General features: G+C 66.6%; 19 protein-coding genes and 2 tRNA genes. 7 read left to right on the top strand and 14 right to left on the bottom strand.

Going from position 1 to position 19,421, the window contains the following annotated elements; translation table 11 throughout:
- Positions 1–4: 4 nt before the first annotated feature.
- The gene (locus C8D03_RS22550; protein ID WP_108051909.1) at positions 5–721 is read right to left on the bottom strand and encodes an alanyl-tRNA editing protein; all 717 of its coding nucleotides are present in this window, start codon (positions 719–721) and stop codon (positions 5–7) included.
- A 201-nt stretch (positions 722–922) separates the two neighbouring features.
- Here C8D03_RS22550 and C8D03_RS22545 point away from each other — a divergent pair, with 201 nt between their 5' ends.
- Positions 923–1,717, top strand: coding sequence for an SDR family NAD(P)-dependent oxidoreductase (locus C8D03_RS22545; RefSeq protein WP_108049863.1), 795 nt, complete (start codon positions 923–925; stop codon positions 1,715–1,717).
- Between the two features lie 12 nt (positions 1,718–1,729).
- On the opposite strand, the gene C8D03_RS22540 is transcribed toward C8D03_RS22545, so the two are convergent.
- The 12 genes from C8D03_RS22540 to C8D03_RS22485 all read right to left on the bottom strand — a co-directional run bounded on the left by C8D03_RS22540 (position 1,730) and on the right by C8D03_RS22485 (position 13,298).
- The gene (locus C8D03_RS22540) at positions 1,730–3,184 is read right to left on the bottom strand and encodes a cryptochrome/photolyase family protein (RefSeq protein ID WP_108049861.1); all 1,455 of its coding nucleotides are present in this window, start codon (positions 3,182–3,184) and stop codon (positions 1,730–1,732) included.
- A gap of 145 nt (positions 3,185–3,329) precedes the next feature.
- Complete coding sequence (locus C8D03_RS22535; protein ID WP_146170262.1) at positions 3,330–3,623, bottom strand: hypothetical protein; 294 nt, start codon at positions 3,621–3,623, stop codon at positions 3,330–3,332.
- Positions 3,624–3,748: 125 nt separating this feature from the next.
- A complete protein-coding gene (locus C8D03_RS22530; protein WP_108049858.1) occupies positions 3,749–4,330 on the bottom strand; it encodes a transglutaminase-like cysteine peptidase in 582 nt (193 codons plus the stop codon).
- A gap of 95 nt (positions 4,331–4,425) precedes the next feature.
- A complete protein-coding gene (locus C8D03_RS22525) occupies positions 4,426–4,866 on the bottom strand; it encodes a CoxG family protein (protein WP_108049857.1) in 441 nt (146 codons plus the stop codon).
- A 21-nt stretch (positions 4,867–4,887) separates the two neighbouring features.
- A complete protein-coding gene (locus C8D03_RS22520) occupies positions 4,888–5,592 on the bottom strand; it encodes an ABC transporter ATP-binding protein (protein WP_108049855.1) in 705 nt (234 codons plus the stop codon).
- A complete protein-coding gene (locus tag C8D03_RS22515) occupies positions 5,585–6,340 on the bottom strand; it encodes an ABC transporter ATP-binding protein (RefSeq protein ID WP_108049853.1) in 756 nt (251 codons plus the stop codon). The genes C8D03_RS22520 and C8D03_RS22515 overlap by 8 nt, the downstream gene beginning before the upstream one ends.
- The gene (locus tag C8D03_RS22510) at positions 6,337–7,335 is read right to left on the bottom strand and encodes a branched-chain amino acid ABC transporter permease (protein ID WP_108049851.1); all 999 of its coding nucleotides are present in this window, start codon (positions 7,333–7,335) and stop codon (positions 6,337–6,339) included. The genes C8D03_RS22515 and C8D03_RS22510 overlap by 4 nt, the downstream gene beginning before the upstream one ends.
- Positions 7,336–7,347: 12 nt before the next feature.
- Positions 7,348–8,220, bottom strand: a complete 873-nt coding sequence (locus tag C8D03_RS22505) for a branched-chain amino acid ABC transporter permease (protein ID WP_108049849.1) — start codon at positions 8,218–8,220, stop codon at positions 7,348–7,350.
- Positions 8,221–8,266: 46 nt separating this feature from the next.
- Positions 8,267–9,508 carry an ABC transporter substrate-binding protein gene (locus C8D03_RS22500; protein ID WP_108051908.1) on the bottom strand — a complete coding sequence of 414 codons (1,242 nt, stop codon included), beginning with the start codon at positions 9,506–9,508 and terminating at the stop codon, positions 8,267–8,269.
- A 36-nt stretch (positions 9,509–9,544) separates the two neighbouring features.
- A complete protein-coding gene (locus tag C8D03_RS22495; RefSeq protein WP_108049847.1) occupies positions 9,545–11,920 on the bottom strand; it encodes a xanthine dehydrogenase family protein molybdopterin-binding subunit in 2,376 nt (791 codons plus the stop codon).
- Positions 11,917–12,429 (bottom strand): (2Fe-2S)-binding protein, encoded by a 513-nt coding sequence (locus tag C8D03_RS22490; RefSeq protein ID WP_108049845.1) that lies wholly within the window; start codon positions 12,427–12,429, stop codon positions 11,917–11,919. The genes C8D03_RS22495 and C8D03_RS22490 overlap by 4 nt, the downstream gene beginning before the upstream one ends.
- Positions 12,426–13,298 carry an FAD binding domain-containing protein gene (locus C8D03_RS22485; protein ID WP_108049843.1) on the bottom strand — a complete coding sequence of 291 codons (873 nt, stop codon included), beginning with the start codon at positions 13,296–13,298 and terminating at the stop codon, positions 12,426–12,428. The genes C8D03_RS22490 and C8D03_RS22485 overlap by 4 nt, the downstream gene beginning before the upstream one ends.
- Before the next feature lie 237 nt (positions 13,299–13,535).
- Here C8D03_RS22485 and C8D03_RS22480 point away from each other — a divergent pair, with 237 nt between their 5' ends.
- Positions 13,536–14,174 carry a TetR/AcrR family transcriptional regulator gene (locus C8D03_RS22480; protein ID WP_108051907.1) on the top strand — a complete coding sequence of 213 codons (639 nt, stop codon included), beginning with the start codon at positions 13,536–13,538 and terminating at the stop codon, positions 14,172–14,174.
- Between the two features lie 214 nt (positions 14,175–14,388).
- Positions 14,389–15,519 carry an acyltransferase family protein gene (locus C8D03_RS22475; RefSeq protein ID WP_181301177.1) on the top strand — a complete coding sequence of 377 codons (1,131 nt, stop codon included), beginning with the start codon at positions 14,389–14,391 and terminating at the stop codon, positions 15,517–15,519.
- A gap of 320 nt (positions 15,520–15,839) precedes the next feature.
- On the opposite strand, the gene C8D03_RS22470 is transcribed toward C8D03_RS22475, so the two are convergent.
- Positions 15,840–15,914 (bottom strand) — tRNA-Asn (locus C8D03_RS22470).
- Between the two features lie 167 nt (positions 15,915–16,081).
- Here C8D03_RS22470 and C8D03_RS22465 point away from each other — a divergent pair.
- The 4 genes from C8D03_RS22465 (at position 16,082) to C8D03_RS22450 (ending at position 19,412) form a co-directional block, all read left to right on the top strand.
- Positions 16,082–16,155 (top strand) — tRNA-Cys (locus tag C8D03_RS22465).
- Positions 16,156–16,385: 230 nt separating this feature from the next.
- Positions 16,386–17,024: a protein-L-isoaspartate O-methyltransferase family protein gene (locus tag C8D03_RS22460; RefSeq protein ID WP_108049839.1), complete on the top strand. Its 639-nt coding sequence runs from the start codon at positions 16,386–16,388 to the stop codon at positions 17,022–17,024.
- Positions 17,025–17,186: 162 nt separating this feature from the next.
- Positions 17,187–18,587, top strand: coding sequence for a TolC family outer membrane protein (locus tag C8D03_RS22455; RefSeq protein ID WP_248308579.1), 1,401 nt, complete (start codon positions 17,187–17,189; stop codon positions 18,585–18,587).
- A 228-nt stretch (positions 18,588–18,815) separates the two neighbouring features.
- Positions 18,816–19,412: a PopZ family protein gene (locus C8D03_RS22450; RefSeq protein WP_181301174.1), complete on the top strand. Its 597-nt coding sequence runs from the start codon at positions 18,816–18,818 to the stop codon at positions 19,410–19,412.
- Positions 19,413–19,421 lie beyond the last annotated feature (9 nt).

Raw genomic sequence — 19,421 nt, 5'->3', positions numbered from 1 at the left:
CGGCTCAGGCCAGCGCGATCCGGACGCGCCGGTTCTGCTTGCCCTTCTTCTCGATATCGGTGACCGCGACAAGGCCGATCTCGGCTGTGTTGCGGACATGAGTGCCGCCGCAGGGCTGGAGATCGATATCGCCGATCGCGACCAGCCGGACCCGGCCCGAGCCGCGCGGCGGCTTCACCGACATGGTCTTTACGAGGCCGGGATTGGCGTCGAGCTCGGCATCGGTGATCCAGCTTTCGCTGACATCGGCGTTGCGCGCGACCAGCGCATTGAGCTTGTCGGCGATCTCGGCCTTGTCGAGCCCGCCTTCGGGAATGTCGAAATCGAGCCGGCCGTCGCCGTCGCCGATCGCCCCGCCCGTCACCGGATAGGACAGCACGACGCTGAGCAGATGCAAGGCGGTGTGGATCCGCATGCGCTTCAGCCGTCGCTCCCAGTCGAGCACGACGGTCACGCTCTCTCCGGGCCGGGACAGGGACTGCCCCTCCAGCGGCACATGGATCACGCGGCTCTTGTCCTCGGGGTCGTAGATCGCGGTTCCGATCGCGATCGTGCTGCCGTCCTCGCGCCGCAAGCTGCCGGCATCGCCGGGCTGCCCGCCGCCGGTCGCGTAGAACACGGTGCGGTCGAGCACGATGCCGCCACGCTCGTTCACCGCCTCGACGGTGGCTTGCGTCTCGGTGAGATAGGCGTCATCGCGAAAGAGCAGTTCGGTCGCCATCGTGTGCAGGCTCGCTGTCTCGGTCCGGCGCGGCGGCGCCGGTCTCCTGGAAAGGGAGCGGAGATTGCACGGATCGGCCAGCACGCGCCACAACGCTTTCATCCGGTCTTGATTGCGCGCAGCATCGGCGCCGGGCCTTCCGTCCGGCGCGAGCAGGCCCTAGATATGCCGCCGGCGATCCGGCCCAGCCCGTGAGGTTCCATGACATTGCCGCGCATGCAGCCGGGTGACGGCGTCGCCTGGATCACCGGGGCGAGTTCCGGCATCGGCGAGGCCGTGGCACTGGAACTGGCGCTGCGCGGCTGGACCGTGGCGATCACCGCCCGCCGCCTCGACCAGCTCGAGGAGATCGCCAGGCGCGCCGACGGACTGCCCGGCCGCATCGTCGCCCATGCCGGGGACGTCACCGATCCCGGCGCGATGAAGGCGGTCATCGAGACGATCGAGAGCGTCCATGGGCCGATCGCGCTCGCCTTCCTGAACGCGGGCATCGCGCCGGACTCGAACGGCCTGCTCGATATCGAGGCCTTCGAACGCACCATCGCGGTCAATCTGGTCGGAGCCGCGCGCGGGCTCGCGGCCGTGCTGGACTGCATGGCACCGCGCAGGCGTGGCCATATCGCGCTCAACGCCTCGATCGCGGGCTATGGCGGCTTGCCCGGGGCCTCGGCCTACGGCGTCTCCAAGGCCGCCGCGATCCATCTCTGCGAGACGTTGAAATTCGACTGCGACAGACGCGGCATCCGGCTGCAGCTCGTCAATCCGGGCTGGGTCGACACGCCGCTGACGCGCCGCAAGGACGTCCCGATGCCCTTCATCATGAGCCCGCAGGAGGCCGCCCGCCGCATCGCCGACGGTTTCGAGCAGGCTGGCTTCGAGGTGAGCTTTCCGCGCCGCCTGTCCTGGCTGATGAAGGCGATCAATCTGTTGCCCTATCCGGCCTATTTCTGGCTGATCGGCAAGGCGGCACGCCGGAGCGGCACGAAAGCCATCTGACTCAGCGCGGGCTCAGGCGGAACGCGTCGCCGCCAATGCGTCGAGCGCGCGCCGGCGGCCGACATCGAGATCGACCAGCGGGCGCGGATAGCTCTCGCCGAGCGTGATGCCCGCCCGCCGCAGCGCCTCCGCATCCGCCTTCCACGGCTCGTGGATCAGCCCATCGTCAAGCCCGGCGATCTCGGGCACCCAACGCCGCACATAGCCGCCTTTCGGATCGAACTTCAGGCCCTGCGTCACCGGATTGAAGATGCGGTAATAAGGCGAGGCGTCGGCCCCCGAGCCCGCAACCCACTGCCAGCTCGCTGCATTGCTGGCCGGGTCGGCATCGACGAGCGTGTCCCAGAACCAGTCCTCGCCCTGGCGCCAGTCGATCAGCAGATGCTTGATCAGGAAGGAGGCGGCGATCATCCGCACGCGGTTGTGCATCCAGCCTGTGGTCCAAAGCTGGCGCAAGCCGGCATCGACGATCGGGTAGCCCGTCAGCCCGCGCTGCCAGGCCTTCAGCGCCGCCTTGTCCGGATGCCAGGGAAAGGCGTCGAAACGCGGATTGAAGTTCCGCGTCGCCAGATCGGGGTTGTGGAAGAGCAGATGGTAGGAGAACTCGCGCCAGCCGATCTCCGACAGAAATTTTTCTGAATCGGAGGCGCTAGCCGCGGCCTCGCCACTCTCGGTCGCACTGCGGGTTGCATGCCAGATCTGGCGCGAGCCGATTTCGCCGAAGCGCAGATGCGGCGACAGCCGCGATGTCGAGACCCTGTCGGGCCGGTCTCGGCCCTCGCCATAGCCGTCGAGCGACCCGGACAGGAATTCGCCGAGCCGCTCGGCGGCAGCCTCCTCGCCCGGCGCCCAGGCCTCGCGCAACCCTCCGGCCCAGTCCGGCCGGGTGGGTTCGAGTGCGAGTTCGGCATGGGAGACCGCCATGGCCGCGACGGCAGCCGGACACTTCAGGGGCTCGATCCGGGTCGGCGCAGGGACCGGCGGCGCAGGCTCCCCGCGCGCCCGCGCCGCACGCCAATACGGTGTGAACACCTTCATCGGGTCGCCGGTCTTGGTCGTGACCTGCCAGGGTTCGTTCAGCAGCGCCGCATTGAAGCTCGCAACCTTCGCGCCGGCGCCGGTCAGTTCGGCCTTGATCCGGCTGTCGAGCGCTACCGCTTCGCCATCGTAGCGGCGGCTCCAGGTGATCAGGTCGGCCCCGGTTGCTTCGACGACACGCGGCAGGATGGCGGCCGGGTCGCCGCGCATGAATATGAGTTCGCCGCCCCTGGCCCCGATCGCCGCAGCAAGCGCCGCGAGCGAGTGCGACAGCCACCAGCGGCTGGCCCCGCCGAGGGGACGGCGCGAGCCGCCCTCGTCCAGAATGTAGAGGCAGAGCGTCGGTCCGTGGCCGACGGCGGCCATCAGCGCCGGATTGTCGGCGAGGCGAAGATCGTCGCGAAACCAGTGAAGAGATGAGGCCGGCATGCGCTAGCGGTAAGGCTCCATCGCCTGCTCCGCCAGTCACGCTCTTGGCACCGTCGCGTTCGGTCGCAATCGGCGCAGCGCTCTTCGGCGGAGGCGAACAAAATGGCTTGCCGCCGGGCGGGGCGCCCGGCGGCGGTCGGTCACATCACCAGCGGCGATCCCACTGGCGGTCGTTATAGCGCCGGCCATAGGCGCGCGCATGCGACGGCGGGCCGCCATAGTAGCGGCCATAGCCGCGGCCGGGCCGACCATAGCGCGGCCCATGCGAATAGACGCGCCGGCTATGATAGTAGCCGCGGTGGTTACGAACCTCCTGGACCAGGACATCGGCGGACGCTGCGACCTCCGGCTGGGCGGCAAAGGCCGGCGCTGCCGAAGCGGCGCCCGGAATCGCTCCGAGGCCGAGTGCCAGTGTCGCCGCGAGAATCAGTCTGCGCATATCGAACTCCTTGGGATTGACGGTATCGCTGAACCTGCGCCGTCGCACGACAACGGCGCATGAAGCGAAAAGTTCGCTTCCGTTCATCCAGCGGCGCGATGGAGGATCGGCGGGCCGGCGTCGAACTACATGCGTTCCCAGAGCACGGCATGGCTCGGCGACTGCCGTTTGATCCAGAGATAGGCCGTCTCGCCGCGGCGCCGGATTTCCGGCGTCAGGTTGTCGAGCACGAGATCGCCGCGATCGGTCCGGGCGATCAGCACCAGATGCCCTTCGCCCGCCGGCGTGGTGACGACGGCGATCAGCAACGCCGAGGCCGGCAACCCCGACGCCATCAACGCATGCCGCTTGCTGACGACATAGTCGTTGCAGTTTCCCGATTCGGGGTCGATCCGCCAGTCGAACGTCTGTTTGACCGGCCTGATGCGCTGATTGACGTCCCGGTTGACGCGATGGATCTCGGCCTCGACCTCGGGCGTCATGCCGATGACGGCATCGGGAACGCCGAGTTCGCATTCCGTGCGATGGCTCATGCAGAATCGGGTGTAGTCGAGCGGCGCGAGCTCCAGCCTGGCCGGGTCGACGCTCGCACGACGGATCAGCGGACCGCCGCCGCCTGCGTCCCCGGTCGGGCGCGATGCACAGGCGCCGAGGAGCCCGGCCATGGCCAGCAGGATCGCAGCGGTGAAACGGGCTCTGTCGCTCATCCACCGATCGATAAACCATGACGGTAAAAAATTCAGCCAGAGAACGAACGGCGCCGGCCCAGATGCGGCATCAGCCTTTCGTCCGGGCGATCCGGCTAGGTCTTCATTCGCTCGCTGAAGGCCGTGAAGAACTGGTCGGCGAGCTTGCGCGAGGTCGCCTGAACGAGGCGGCTGCCCAGCGCCGCGAGCTTGCCGCCGATCTCGGCCTTGGCATCATAGCTCAGCACGGTCTCGTCCCCATCAGCGACGAGACGCACATCCGAGCCTCCCTTGGCGAAGCCGGCGATGCCGCCATTGCCTTGCCCGACGATGCGGCAACCATTGGGCGCGTCGATGTCCTGAAGCTCGACCGTGCCCCCGAACGTCGCCGAGACGGGGCCGACCTTGAGCTGGACCTTGGCGGAAAAGCCCGTCGCCGAGGTCTGCTCCAGCTCCTTGCAGCCGGGAATGCAGGCCTTCAACGTCTCGACGTCGAATAGCGCGGCCCAGACGGCCTCGCGCCGAGCCGCGATACGGTGTTCGCCGGTGATATCCATGGCCTGTCTGCGGGGCGCGCCTCAGACGGCGCAGTAGCGTTCCTGGATCGCCTTGTCGGCGAGGAGGGCGGCCGCCGTGCTGCGATGCACGACCTCGCCCTGATCGATGATGACGGCGCGGTCGGCGAGCTTGAGTGCCCATTCGACGTTCTGCTCGACCAGCAGCAGCGTCACGCCCTGGTCGCGCAGGCGCCGGAACAGCACGCCCATCTCCTCGACCAGCACCGGCATGATGCCCTCGGAGGGCTCGTCGAGCAGGATCATCCTCGGCTTGCCGATCATGGCGCGCGCGATGGCGAGCATCTGTTGCTCGCCGCCTGACATGGTGACGCCCTGCTGGTCGAGCCTCTCCTTCAGGCGCGGGAAGCTCTCGGCGATCTCGTCGATGGCGCGGCGTTCGTCAATCGCACCGTCCGTCGCAAGCAGGCCGAGCTGCAGGTTCTCGCGCACGGTGAGCCCCGGCACGATGCGCCGCTCCTCGGGCACATAGGCGAGGCCGAGCTTGAAGCGGGCATGCGCCGGCAACGGCAGAAGCTCCCTGCCGGCGAAGCGGACATGGCCGGTCGTCCTCGGCATCAGCCCCATCGCGGCACGAATGGTCGAGGTCTTGCCGGCGCCGTTGCGGCCGACCAGCGCGACGATCTCACCCGGCTCGACCGCAAGCGAGATGCCGTGGAGCACATGGCTCGCGCCGTACCAGGCGTTGAGGTCATCGATCTCAAGCATAGCCATCGTTCTGCCCCAGATAGACGCGGCGGACCTCGGGGTCCGTCTGGATATGCTGCGGGCTGCCATCGGCGATCAGCTTGCCGTGATGCAGCACCAGGATGCGGTCGCTGAGGCCGAGGATCATCTTCATCTTGTGCTCGACCAGCAGGATGGTGCGGTCCGCCGCGAGTTTCTCGATGAGGCCAACCATCTCCTTGGTCTCCTCCGGCCCCATGCCGGCTGTGGGCTCGTCGAGCAGCAGCAATTCCGGCTCGGCGACGAGCGCGATCGCGATCTCCAGCGCGCGCTGCTGGCCATGGGCGAGGAACTTCGCCGTCTCGTCGCGGCGCGCTGTCAGGCCGACGGCGGCGAGCGCGGCATCCGCCTTCTCGGCCACCCCCGTCAGCGCCGCGCGGTTCGTCCAGATGTCGTAGCGCGAGCGAAAGGCCTGCGCTGCGACGCGGACGTTCTCGTGGACGGACAGTTCCGGGAAGATGTTGGTGATCTGGTAGGAGCGCGAGATGCCGAGATGCGCGAAGCGGTGCTGCGGCGTACCCGTCAGGTCCCGGCCCTTGAAGCGGATCGAGCCGGAGGAGGGCGGCAGGACGCCCGAGAGCACGTTGAAGAAGGTGCTCTTGCCGGCGCCGTTGGGGCCGATGATCGCGGTGACTTTGTTGGGCTCGAAGGCCGCGGTGACGCCTTCCAGCGCGACGAAGCCGCCGAAACGCCGTCCGATATTCTCGACCGCGAGCAGGGGCGCGCTCATCGTGACGCCCTCCAGGCGAGAGCGGAGCCCCAGATGCCCTTGGGCAGGAACAGCACGAACAGGATGAAGACCGTGCCGACGACGATCTGCCAGTGCGTGGTCCACAGCGAGATCACGTCTTCCATCAAAAGGAAGGCGAGGGCGCCGATGAAGGGGCCGAAGAAGCTGCCCGCCCCACCGAGCAGCGTCATCATCACGATCATGCCCGAGGTGTGGTAGTGCAGGCTGTCGAGCGGCACGATCGCGAGATGCAGCGCCGACAGCGTGCCGGCGAGCGCGCAGATCAGCCCCGACAGCGTGAAGGCGATCAGCTTGGTCCGCTCGACATCGTAGCCGCAGGCCCGCGCCCGGGTCTCATTCTCGCGGATGGCCTCGATCACGGCCCCGAAAGGCGAGTTCAGGACACGCGAGACGAGCCAGAGCGCCGCTGCCGCGAAGACCATCAGCACGTAATATTTCTTTACCGGATCGAGGAAATCGATCGTCCAGCCGAAGATGTTGAGCTGGCCGACGGTGAAGCCGCGCAAGCCGTTCTCGCCGCCGGTCCAGGAGGAGGCCTGCAGCGCCGTGTAGTAGACCAGTTGCGACAGCGCGAGCGTCACCATCGAGAAATAGATGCCGCGCGTCCGGATCGAGAGCAGGCCGATGACGAAGGCGAGCGCCGCTCCGGCGGCGACGCCGAGCAGCAGGGCCACGAACCAGTTCAGGCCGAACTGTCCGATCGCGATGCCGGTGACATAGGCCCCGGCGCCGAAGAATGCCGCATGGCCGAAGGAGAGCAGCCCGGTATAGCCGAAGAGCAGGTTGTAGCCGACGGCAAGCAGGCCGTAGACCAGCACATTCACCGCCAGCGCCTTCGAGGGCAGCAGCCAGGGCAAGAGGCACAGCGCCAGGATCGAGAGCGGCACGCGCCAGGCGATCAGCCAGGCTCGCAGGCCCCCCTTGCCGGCGAGGCCCGTCGAGATGGAGGCGATCGAGGAGGAAGAAACGGTCATCTGCGGTTCTCCTCAGGCGCGGCCAGGCTTGCCGAAGAGCCCTTGCGGGCGCACCAGCAGCACGAGCGCCATCAGCGCGAACATCACGATCGTCGCCATTTCGGGGGCAAACAGCGCCGTCATGCTGATCGCGACGCCGACCAGCAGCCCCGCCACCACCGCCCCGACGAGCGAGCCCATGCCGCCGATCACGGTGACGACGAAGGCCTCGGCCAGGACGAGCGAGCCCATCTCGGGATTGACGTTGCGCATTGGCGCGGCGAGCACGCCGCCCAGCGCGGTCAGCCCGATGCCCAGCCCGAAGACGAGCAGCCAGACCTTGGCGATGTCGATGCCGAGCACGCGCATGATCTGCGGATCGCGTGCGCCCGCCCGCACGATCAGCCCGAACTTCGTCTTTTCCAGCCCGAGCCAGAGCAGCAGCAGAACGACCACCACGACGCCGACGACGAAGAGCCGGTAGATCGGGAAGAAGCCGATGCCGAGATCGGCCACGCCGGCGAGCTGCGAAGGCGTCTGGAAGGGAATGCCGTCGCTGCCGAAGACGATCCGCACCGCCTCGACCAGCACATAGCCGAGCCCGAAGGTGAGCAGCAGCGGGTCGTCGACCGAGCGCTTGTAGAGAGGCCGGATCAGGAATCGCTCGATCGCCATGCCGAACAGGCCGATCGCGATGGGGGCGATGAGGAGCCCCCACCAGAAGCTGCCGGTCAGCGAGGCGACCCACAGGCCCGCATAGGCGCCCACCATGAAGAAGGCGCCATGGGCGAAGTTCACCACGCCGAGCATGCCGAAGATGATCGACAGGCCGAGGGCGACCATGATCAGGATCGCGCCCAGCGCGACGCCCGAGAAGAGCTGCATGGCGACGAGTTCGGCGTCCATCAGAGCACGTCCATGGCGGGGCTGGCGTTGGCTTTCGAGAGCAGGGTCACGCCGGGAAGCCGAGTTCGGTGCAGCTCCGCAGAATCGTCTCGGAGGCCGGCTCGGTCGCCAGCACTTTGAAGAGATCGGCCTCGTTCTTCATCTCGGCTTTTTTCTTCGCCTCCAGCACGAGCACCGACTGAACCGACTGGTGGTCGCATTTGCGGTAGCTCTGCGGGCCCTTGGCGATGTCGTATGTCAGCGCCTCCAGCGCCGCGATCACCTTGTCGGTCTCGGTACCGCCGGCCTTTTCCATGGCGAGCAGCAGCGAATAGACGCCGGTGAAGCCATAGGCGCCGTAATCCGTCGGATAGGCGCCGCCATGAGCCGCCTTGAAGGCGTCGTTGAAGGCCTTGGCCGAGGGGATCGTCTCCTCCAGACCCCAATAGTAGTTCGCGCCACCGATCACACCCTCGAAGGCCTCGGGACCGATGGCGAGGCGCTGGTTGTGCAGCAGCACCGGCACGACGATCTTCGACTGCCGGTTCATGCCGAAATCGACGGCCTGCTTGATCGAATTGGCCTGGTCGCGGCCGAAATTGCAGATGCACAGGATGTCGGGCCGCATCGAGCGCAGGCGCGGCATGAAGGTCGAGTAGTCCGCGGCGCCGAAGGGATGCAGGATCTCGCCGACACCGGTTGCGCCGAGCGCGGCCTGCGCCCGCTTGAAGCCGCGCAGCATCTCGTGGCCATAGGCGTAGTCGGCGGCGAGATAGGCGATCTTCGCATCCTTCTTGAAGGTATGCTTGGCGACGGCGGCCGTCGTCATGTGCGGGTTCAGTGCCTCGTGGAAGGTGAAGCGGCTGAAATCCTTGATCTCGTTGATGGTGTCGGACTGGCTGATCGAGACATAGATCACGCCCCGCGCACGCGTGACCTCGTTGACCGCGAGCTGCACCGCGCTCGACAGCGCGCCGACGATGGCATGGACCTTGTCCTTTTCGATCAGCTCGAGCGTGCGGGTGGCGGCCTCGCCGGCGTTGAGCTTGTCGTCGCGCACCAGGAGCTCGACCTTGCGGCCGGCGATGCCGCCCTTGTCGTTGAACAGCTTCACCGCCAGCTCGGCGCTCTTGACCTGGTCCTTGGCCTCGGCGGCGAAGGGCCCGGTCAGCGGCGTCGGGAAGCCGATGCGGATCGTCTCGGCCTGTGCCCGCGCGAGGCCCGGCATCGCGAGCGCGGCCGAGGCCGAGGCGAGGCCGGCGAGCGCGTCGCGGCGGCTGAGCGGAAGGCCTGTGCTGGTCCTGGTCATGTCGTCCTCCACGGGTTCCGGTTCTTGTCGTTGTCGTCAGAAGCGCCCGAGCGCTTTCAGCAGGCGGGCGGGGGTCATCGGGATCTGCGCGATGCTGGCGCCGAAGGGCGCCATCGCGTCGTTGACGGCGTTGAGCGCGGCGGCGGAGGCGGCGGCCGTTCCGGCCTCGCCGCAGCCCTTCGCGCCGAGCACGGTGTCGGCGGTCGGCGTCTCGATATGGGCAACCGCGATGTCGGGCATCTCGCAGGCCATCGGCACGAGGTAATCGGCGAGCGAGCCGTTGGTGAGCTGGCCGTTCTCGTCGTAGAGGCATTCCTCGAAGAAGGCGGCGCCCAGCCCCTGCACCACGCCGCCGCGCACCTGCTCGTCGACCAGCAGCGGGTTGATGATGCGCCCGCAATCCTCGACGACCCAGTGCTTCAGGATCCTGACGAAGCCGGTCTGCGCATCCAGCTCGACATGGCAGCCCTGGATGCCGTTGGTGAAGGCGAAGGGGTAACCCTGCGGCGCATAGTGATGCGCCACTGAGAGCTGCGCGCTGACGCCGGGCGGCAGCGTGTCGGAGCGGAAATAGGCGATGCGCGCGACATCGCCGAGCGTGATGCGCTCGACCCCCGTCAGTGCCTCGACGATGACGCCGTCGCGCAGGTCGAGTTCGGAAGCCTTCGCCTGCAGGATGGTGGCGGCCAGCGAGAGCACATTGTCGCGCAGCTTGCGCGCCGCTTGCAGCGCCGTCTCGCCGCCGATGCCGGCGCCGCGACAGGCCCAGGTCGCGCCGCCATGAGGCGTGACCTCGGTGTCGCCGGTCACGACCCTGACCCGCTCGCGCGGGACGCCGAGCTGGTCGGCCACGATCTGGCCGATGATGGTCTCGGTGCCCTGTCCCTGCTCCGTCACCGAGATCAGGCAGCGCACCTCGCCTGATGGCGTGACCGTGACGACCGCACCATCCTGCGCCGAGATGCGCGCCCCGCCGATGCCGTAGAAGGCCGGGCTCGGATTGGAGATCTCGACGAAGCTGGCGATGCCGATGCCGCGATGGATGCCGCGCTCGCGCAGCGCCGCCTGCTCGGCGCGCAAGGCGTCGTAGTCCATCATCGCCTTGAGCTTGGCCAGGCTCGCCTGATGCGACAGCGCCTCGAACCGGTAGCCGGTCGGCGAGTCGCAAGGATAGGCATCGTCCGCGATGAGGTTGGCCTCCCGCATCTCCACCGGATCGAGCCCGGCCCTGGCCGCGGCCATGTCGACCAGCCGCTCGGTGACGGCACAGGCGATCGGATGGCCGACGGCGCGGTACTGGCTGGTCTGGACCTTGTTCTGGAAGACGACGGACAGCTCGGCCCGGTAGTTGCGGAAGCGGTAGGGCGCGCCCATCAGCCGGACGACCTGGTTGCCCTCGACCGCGCTGGTGCGCGGATAGGTCGAGAACGCGCCGATGGCGGTGACGTCGTCGACATCCATGGCGAGGATGGTGCCATCGGCGGTGAGCGCGAGCCGCGCCCTGACGCGATGATCGCGCGCATGAATATCGGAGACGAAGGATTCGACCCGGTCCGCGACGAATTTGACCGGGCGGCCGGTGAGCATGCTCAGGCCGACCACCGCCATGTCCTCGTGATAGACATGCAGCTTCATCCCGAAGGAGCCGCCGATATCGGGCGCGATCACCCGGACGCCGGCTTCGGGAATGCCATAGTGGCGGGCGTAGAGATCCTGGAACTGATAGGGCGTCTGCGTTGCGTGATGGACCGTGAGCTTGCCTTCGCTGCGGTCGTAATCGGCGACGATCGCGCGTGGCTCGAGCGTCACCGCGGTATGCCGGCCGAAGCGGAATTCCTCCTCGACGACATGGGCGGCGCCGGCGAAGATCGCGTCGATGCCGCCGGTATCGAGCCGGCTATGGAAACAGAGATTATCCGCGATCGTGCTGGCGGCGCGGTCGCTGCCGGGCTCGCGGGCGGCATCGACATCGACGACGACCGGCAGCTCCTCGAATTCGACGACGATCGCCTCGGCGGCGTCCTCGGCCTGGGCCCGTGTCTCGGCAACGATGGCGACGACCGCCTGCCCGGACCACAGCACCTCCGCGACCGGCAGGGGCAACTGCTCGGTCGATTTCATACCCTTGAAATGATCGAGCGTGCCGGTCCAGGGCGTGCAGATACGGGCGAGATCGACGCCGGTCGCGACCAGCCGCACGCCCGGCATCGCACGCGCCTCGGTCGCATCGATCGAGACGATGCGGGCATGCGCATAGGGGCTGCGCAGGAAGGCGGCGTGCAGCATGCGCGGCAGTGCGAGATCGGTGACATAGCGGCCCCGCCCGGCGAGCAGGCGCTTGGCGTTCGGCCGCGAGACCGAGCGGCCGATATAGGAATTCGGGCGATCGAGGGAGCCCAGCGGCGCGTTCATGCCGGCTCCTCCAGGAAAGCGGCGGAGACCTCGCCCGCGGCGCGGCGGCGCGCCACGGTCTCGATCGCGTCGACGATCGCCTCATAGCCGGTACAGCGGCAGTAGTTGCCCGAGAGCGCGTCGCGAATCTCCGCGCGGCTCGGCAGCGTCTCCCGCGCCAGCAGGCCATGGGCGGTGACCAGCATGCCGGGCGTACAGAAGCCGCATTGCAGCGCGTTGCGCTCGTGGAAGGCGCGCTGCAGATCGGCGATCGCGGCGCTTTCCGTCAGCCCCTCGACGGTCTCGACTGCAGCGCCCGAGGCCTGCACGGCGAAGGTCAGGCAGGCATGGACGGGCCGACCGTCGAGCAGCACGAGGCAGGCGCCGCAGACGCCCATCTCGCAGCCCGTATGGGTGCCGGTGAGTTGCAGGTCGCGGCGCAGGAAATCGGCCAGCGTCTCGCGCGGCTCGACGAGGCGGGTGATCTCCTCGCCATTCACCGAGAGGCTGATGGAAAGCGTCGTGCTCATGCGGCCTCCGCGACGCAGCCGCCCAGACGTTCGAGCAGACGGCCGAGCAGCACGCGCGCCAGATGCAGACGCATCGCCGCCGGAACATGCCCGTCATCGGCGGGGTCGAGGTCGTCGGCCAGCGCGGTCTGCGCCTGCCGGATCACGGCCTGGTCGAGACGGGAGCCCGTCAGGACGGCCTCAGTGGTGCGGGCGCGAAGCGGCGTCGGGCCGACGGAGAGGAAGGCGATGCGCGCCTCCGTGACGGCGCCCTCCGGGATGGCGAGCATCATCCCGCAGCCGACGATGGCATAGTCGCCGCGCCGCCGTGCAAGCTCGTCGAAGGCGCAGCGATGATGCGGCTTCGCGACCGGGATATGGAAGGCGACCAGCAATTCGCCGGGCTCGATCGCAGTCTGGTACAGATCCTGGAAGAAGGCGTCGGCCGGCACGCGCCGGCTTCCGTCCGGCCCGGCGATCTCCATCTCGGCGCCCATGGCGAGCATCATCGCCGGGAATTCGGAAGCCGGATCGGCGAGCGCGACGCTGCCGCCGAGCGTGCCCCGGTTGCGGATCGCCGGGTGGGCGACATGCGGTGCAGCCAGCCGCAATAGCGGCGCACAGGCGGCGATCAGCGGGTCGTCGTGAGCATCGACATGGCGGGTGAGGGCGCCGAGCCGCAGCCATTCGCCCTGCCGTGCAATGCCGGCCATCTCCGCAATATGGGCGATGTCGATCAGGCAGTCGGGCGCCTGCAGTCGCAGCGCCAGCGCCGGCACGAGGCTCTGGCCGCCGGCGATGTAGCTCGCCTCGCCACCGGCCGCCGCGAAGGCTGCCATCGCCTCCGTGATCGTTGTGGGGCGGACATAGCTGAAGGACCGGGCTTTCACAGCCGGCAAGCTCCATTGATGCGTTTCACTTCCAGATCCAGATTTGTAACCATCTGGTCTCAAAAGAAGCGCACGACAGCAGCGACCCGTCAAGTTAAAATGACCGGATGGTCACGAAATTGAATCGCGACATCAATACGTTATAGCTGGAGAGATATAGCGAACATGCCGACGCCGAAGACCATGCCGATGCCGAAGGAGGAGACGGGTGAAGGCGCTCGCCCGCGCCGCCGCAACATGCGCGGGCCGGACCGGGAACAGGCCATCCTCGACGAGGCGATCCGTTTCTTCGCCGAGCGCGGCTTCGACGGTCAGACGCGTGAGCTCGCCAAGCGGATGGGGATCACGCATTCCGCAATCTACCGGCATTTCCCGAGCAAGGAGGCGCTGATCGAGCGCGTCTACGAGCATGTCTATCTGAGTCGCTGGCGGCCCTCCTGGGCCCCGCTGATCACCGACAGGTCACGGCCTCTGGAGGCACGGCTGACGCAGTTCTACCGGGAATATGTCGAGCAGGTCTTCGACCATGACTGGGTGCGCATCTTCGTCTTCTCGGGGCTGCGCGCCTTCGACATCACCGGGCGCTACCTCGACATCGTCAGGCGCAGGGTGATCGAGCCGTCCTGCCTCGAGTTGCGTGAGGAACTCGGGCTCCCCGCCACTTCGGACCAACCGCTCGGCGAGCGCGAGACCGAAATGTTCTGGGGCCTGCACGGCCGCATCTTCTACGTCGCGATCCGGCGCTATGTGTACCGGACGCCGACTCCGCAGGACATGGACCAGATCGTCTCGGATGCCGTGCGCGGCTTCTTCATCGGCGCCCGGATACTCGCGCCCGAGATGCTGTCTCAGGGTCGGCTCCCGGCGCCGGCCTGATTCCCGCCGAGGGCCGCGGGCTCCGCCGCGTGACGCACGCTTCAACTGTGTTGGACGAGCAGGACGACTCGCAACGCCGGCGCGTTGCCGTTCGCGGCTGATGCCGCATTAATTATCAAAAATTCTCCACGTTGACACGTGTGCCTTACGTATCGTTATTTCAATTCAAACGGGCAATTCGTGGGGCCTGAGCGAATTGGATCATCCAAAGAGAGTGTATTCGACACTCAACGGTCTGCGAGGCGTCGCCGCCATCGCAGTTTTGATCCTGCATGGGCAAGGTTTCTTTGGTCGATGGACGCCTGAAAGTGCCTATCTGGCGGTAGATTTTTTCTTTGTCATGAGCGGGTTCGTTATCGCAAACTCTTATGAGGAGCGCTTCAAAAATGGACTGAGAACATCGCAATTTTTCTGGATGAGAGCTATCCGCTTCTATCCACTATATGTAATCGGGGCAATTATTGGCTCAGTGAGCGCTGCTCTCGCTTGGCGAATGGGAGCAGGAGAGCTGAATTTGTTTGGGCTCGTCAGAGCGATCGTCCTCGGTCTCGTTATGCTGCCGTCTCCCGATTTCAACTACGCATTGGTACTTTATCCCACCAACGTACCTGGTTGGTCGCTGTTTTATGAAATCGCTATCAACGTGTTTTATGTCGCCTTCTGGAAGAAACTTACCAATACGGTTCTGATATTGACCGTTTCGATCGCCGCGGTGATGTTAATCGCATCGGCGTTTCATTTTGGAAATCTAGATATAGGCGCCTATTGGCAGACCTTTATCGGCGGTTCGATCCGTGTGTATTTTTCATTTTTCTTGGGTGTAATTATATACAGATTTGGATTGCCTAGACTGGGGCCACGAATCCTGAGCTGGACTCCGCTGTTCATTATAGCGGCGCTCTTTACGGTGCATATCGATGGAGCTGCGAGGATTTTTTTCGATCTGTTTTGCGTTCTGTTCCTGTTTCCTGCAATCGTCATGCTGGCTGCTTCGATCGAACCTACGCGAATCTCGCAACCGATTTTCGAGTATATCGGTGAAGCGTCGTTCGCTGTGTACGCTATCCATGCCCCGATCTTCGAGATGGCCCGCAGGGCCGTCCGCATGTACGGCCATTCGCCAGCCGCATTCTCGCCCGGGGCGGGCGTTGCTCTTTTGGTCCTTATATTCTTCGCGGCGCTTGCTTTGAGCAGGTACTATGATCCGCTCGCACGCAGAATTCTCAGCAACGCGATCCGGTCCCGTTTGCAAGATGGACCACAAGGCACGGCCTTCGCGAGCGCTCGTTCCCCAGTCGGCGAGGGTGCGCTCCGCGCTGGAGGCCGGCGCGATCATGGCGCCTGACGAAACTGAACGGGATACGGTCCCGCCGGGGTCGTCACATGCAGAGAGTCTCGGCTTTGTTCGAAGCCAGCCACGATACGCTGGAGCCAATTGTTGCATAGCCCGCAAAGACGAACACGCCCTTGCGGGTAAACCGCATATTTCTGCAGCTCAACGATCGCACAGGCGGGACGAAGCCGAGGACAGGCGAGGGCGGTGAAAAAACGCGGATCAAGGGATCCGAACCGCGCATCTGAGCGGCATCGCGAAGTGCAGCGCCTATCCCGTACCTGCAATGGGAAAGGGCCCAGGCGGTTTCCCGCCCAAGCTCTTGAAATAACTGGCTCCCGGAGCAGGATTCGAACCTGCGACCAATCGATTAACAGTCGATTGCTCTACCGCTGAGCTATCCGGGATCGGTGGCCGCGTATAGCGACGCCTCTCGGGCTGCGCAACCCTTTTTCGGAACGAAGGCTGGGATTGCGTCCGCAGGCATCATCCCGTGCGGTTGGCGGTTGCAGCGAACCTCCGCATGTGGTTATAGGCGGCCTTCGGGAACGCGCTGCGGCGCTGCCCCGCGGAAGGCCTCGTGGCGGAGTGGTTACGCAGAGGACTGCAAATCCTTGCACCCCGGTTCGATTCCGGGCGAGGCCTCCAAAATTTCCGGACATCAGAGTCACGACCGAGTCGCACGCGTCATCTGTACCGCGGGCGCAGGCCAGCGCCCTTTCGCGCCGGCCCGTCTCGACGTCTTGCCTTTTGCAGCGCACTCGAACAGAAAGCACACGGGCAGCGACGCTGCCGGACAGGGTGGGCGCCACGGCGCGCCTGTCCACCGGCCGGCTTCGGGACCGGCCCATGACTGCCGCGGACGGAGATTTCGGGACATGGAGAGTTTCGCCGCACTGCGCCGCATGATGGTCGATTGCCAGATGCGGACCTATGACGTGACGGATCGCGCCGTCCTGGCTGCGGCCGACGAGGTCCCGCGCGAGGCCTTCATGCCGCAATCCCTGTCGCATCTGGCTTATCTCGATCAGCCGGTGCCGCTGCCCGGAACCGGCCGCGCGCTGATGACGCCGATGGTGATCGCCAGGATGATCCAGCTCCTCGATCTGCAGCCGGGCGAAGATGTTCTCGAATATGGCGGCGGAACCGGCTACGGCGCCGCCCTGATGGCCCGCATGGGCACGCAGGCGACGTTGTGGGAGCCGGATGTCGCCGCGTTCGCGATGGCGGAGGCCGCCCTGAGCCATGCAGCGGCCGATGTCGCTATCGCCAAGGGGCGCCCCGCCGACCGGGCTTTCGATGCGATTCTCGTCAGCGGCGCTTGCGAGACCGTTCCGGAAACACTTTTCTCGCTGCTGCGCGGGGGCGGGCGGTTGATCGCCATCGAGGGGCTGGGACGCTCGGCGCGGGTCAAACTCTACCAGGAATCCGGTGGGAACGTCTCGGGCCGCCCGGTTTTCGATGCGGCGGCGCCCGTTCTGGCGGAATTTCTCAGGATACCGGCCTTTGTCTTCTGAGTTTCACAGTGTCGCATTTTTGCGGCACTGTGAAACTCAAAGCCCGCCGGGCCCGGTCTGCGCGTTGGCGGGCGGGGCAGGGCGGGTTATGTAGCACTTTACTAGTATGCCGAGGCTGGGGCGATGCCTAGGCGCGACTTGAGTCCGCACATGAGGCGTCCGGTGACACGACGGAATAACCACACAAAGACCGCCGGGCTCGGTTTTGCCGCCGCCTTCGGCCTTGCGCTTGTTTCGGGCGTTTCGACGTCTGCGTTGTCGCAGACGATGGATGCGGCTTTGTCGCGGGCGTATTCGGGCAATCCGACGCTGAATGCGCAGCGCGCCTCGGTTCGCGCCACCAACGAGAACGTGCCGCAGGCGCTGTCGGGCTATCGGCCGCGGATCACGGCCTCGGCCGATATTGGCGCCAGCATCACCGATTCGAACCTCCCGGGCCTCGGGAGCGCGACCTCGCGGCTCGGCCCGCGCGGCGCCGGCGTGCAGATCGACCAGAACATCTTCGACGGCGGCAAGACGCGCAGCTCCGTCGGCCAGGCCGAATCGCAGGTGCTCGGCGCCCGCGCGGCCCTGCGCAACACCGAGCAGAACGTCCTGCTCGATGCCGCGACCTCCTATATGAACGTCTTGCGCGACACCGCGATCCTGACGCTCAACCGCAACAACGTCGAGGTTCTGGAGGAGCAGCTGCGCCAGACGCGCGACCGCTTCCAGGTCGGCGAGGTGACGCGCACCGACGTGGCCCAGGCCGAGGCGCGCCTGTCGCAGTCGCAGTCGCAGGCGATCCTGGCCGAATCGAACCTCAAGACCTCGATCGCGCGCTACCGCCAGAATGTCGGCGCCGAGCCGAAGCAGCTCGCGCCCGGCCGCCCGGTCGAGAACCTTTTGCCGAAATCGCTGCCGGCCGCGCTCAACGGCGCGCTCGTCGGCCACCCCGCCATCATCGCCTCGCTGCATGGCGTCGATGCGGCGGAGCTGCAGGTCAAGGTCACCGAGGCCGATCTCTATCCGGTGCTCGGCGTGCGCGGCCTCGTGCAGCAGCGCTACGACGTCACCAGCTTCGGCGACAACCGCACCTCGGCCAGCGTCGTCGGCACGCTGACGATCCCGATCTACGAGGGCGGCCAGGTCTATTCGCGGACGCGGCAGGCCAAGGAGACCGCCGGCCAGCGCCGGATCGAGGTCGACAGCCAGCGCGACACGGTGCGCGCCGCGGTGGTCTCGGCCTGGGGCGCGCACGAGGCCGCCAAGGCCCAGATCGTCGCCGCCCAGGCCCAGGTCCAGGCGGCGGAGACCGCCCTCGCCGGCGTGCGCGAGGAGGCCAAGGTCGGCCAGCGCACCACGCTCGACGTGCTCAACGCCCAGCAGGAGCTGGTCAGCGCCCGCTCTACCCTGGTGACCGCCCAGCGCGACCGCGTCGTCGCCTCCTATGCCGTGCTCTCCGCCATCGGCCGCCTCTCCGCCGAAACCCTCAGGCTCAAGGCCGAGGTCTACGACGCCAGACGGCACTACGACCAGGTCAAGGGACTCCTCTGGGGAACGCAGACACCAGACGGACGGTAAGGCCTCCGGCCCGGCCACGAGCCCGGACGGCGCCATCGCGTTTCTTGTTTTGAATCGACCGGCACGCGGCCTGTGGAGCGGGGCGATATCGACATTCGCGCAACAGGCCGGATTTCCCTGTGGGCGGAAGGGCATGCCGCCTTGCCTGAGATCGCTCGCGTGAAATACTCGATAATCGGGCGGCGTTGATTCTACCGGTGCGCCCGGAGTCGAGTGGTCCGGATCCAGATGAGCGCGCAACCGAAGCCCAACGAACCGTCGATGGAGGAGATTCTTGCCTCCATCCGGCGGATCATCGCGGATGACGAGGTCAAGCCCGCCGAGCCGGAGGCCGATGCCGCTCCGGCCAGCGAGCCCGAGCCGGTCGATATCGACGAGGACGTGCTCGACCTCGGAGCCGAGGCCGCTCTCATTCCCGAACCGGAAGCTGCTCCCGAGCCGGACGCGCCGCCACCGGACGACGGCGACATCGATTTCCTCGATCCCCCTCCGCCCGAGCCCGCCCCGGAACCCGAGCCGGTCATGGTCATGCCGGAGCCGGTCGAGCCGCCGGTCTTCGCCGCCGCGACCGAAGCGCCGCGGCATGCCCCGCCTTCGTTCGACATGGCGCAGTTGCTGTCCGACCAGACGAGTTCGACCGTCACCAGCGCTTTCGGCCAGCTCGCTCACACCGTCCTGACGAACAATGCCCGTACGCTCGAAGACCTCGTCAAGGACATGCTGAAGCCGATGCTTAAATCCTGGCTCGACGACAACCTGCCGACCATGGTCGAGCGGCTCGTCCGCGCGGAGATCGAACGAGTAGCCCGCGGCGGCCGCAACTGAGCCGCCGCG

The sequence above is a fragment of the Bosea sp. 124 genome (assembly GCF_003046175.1).
Lineage (GTDB): Bacteria > Pseudomonadota > Alphaproteobacteria > Rhizobiales > Beijerinckiaceae > Allobosea.
This window is presented reverse-complemented; position numbering and strand designations above follow the sequence as displayed.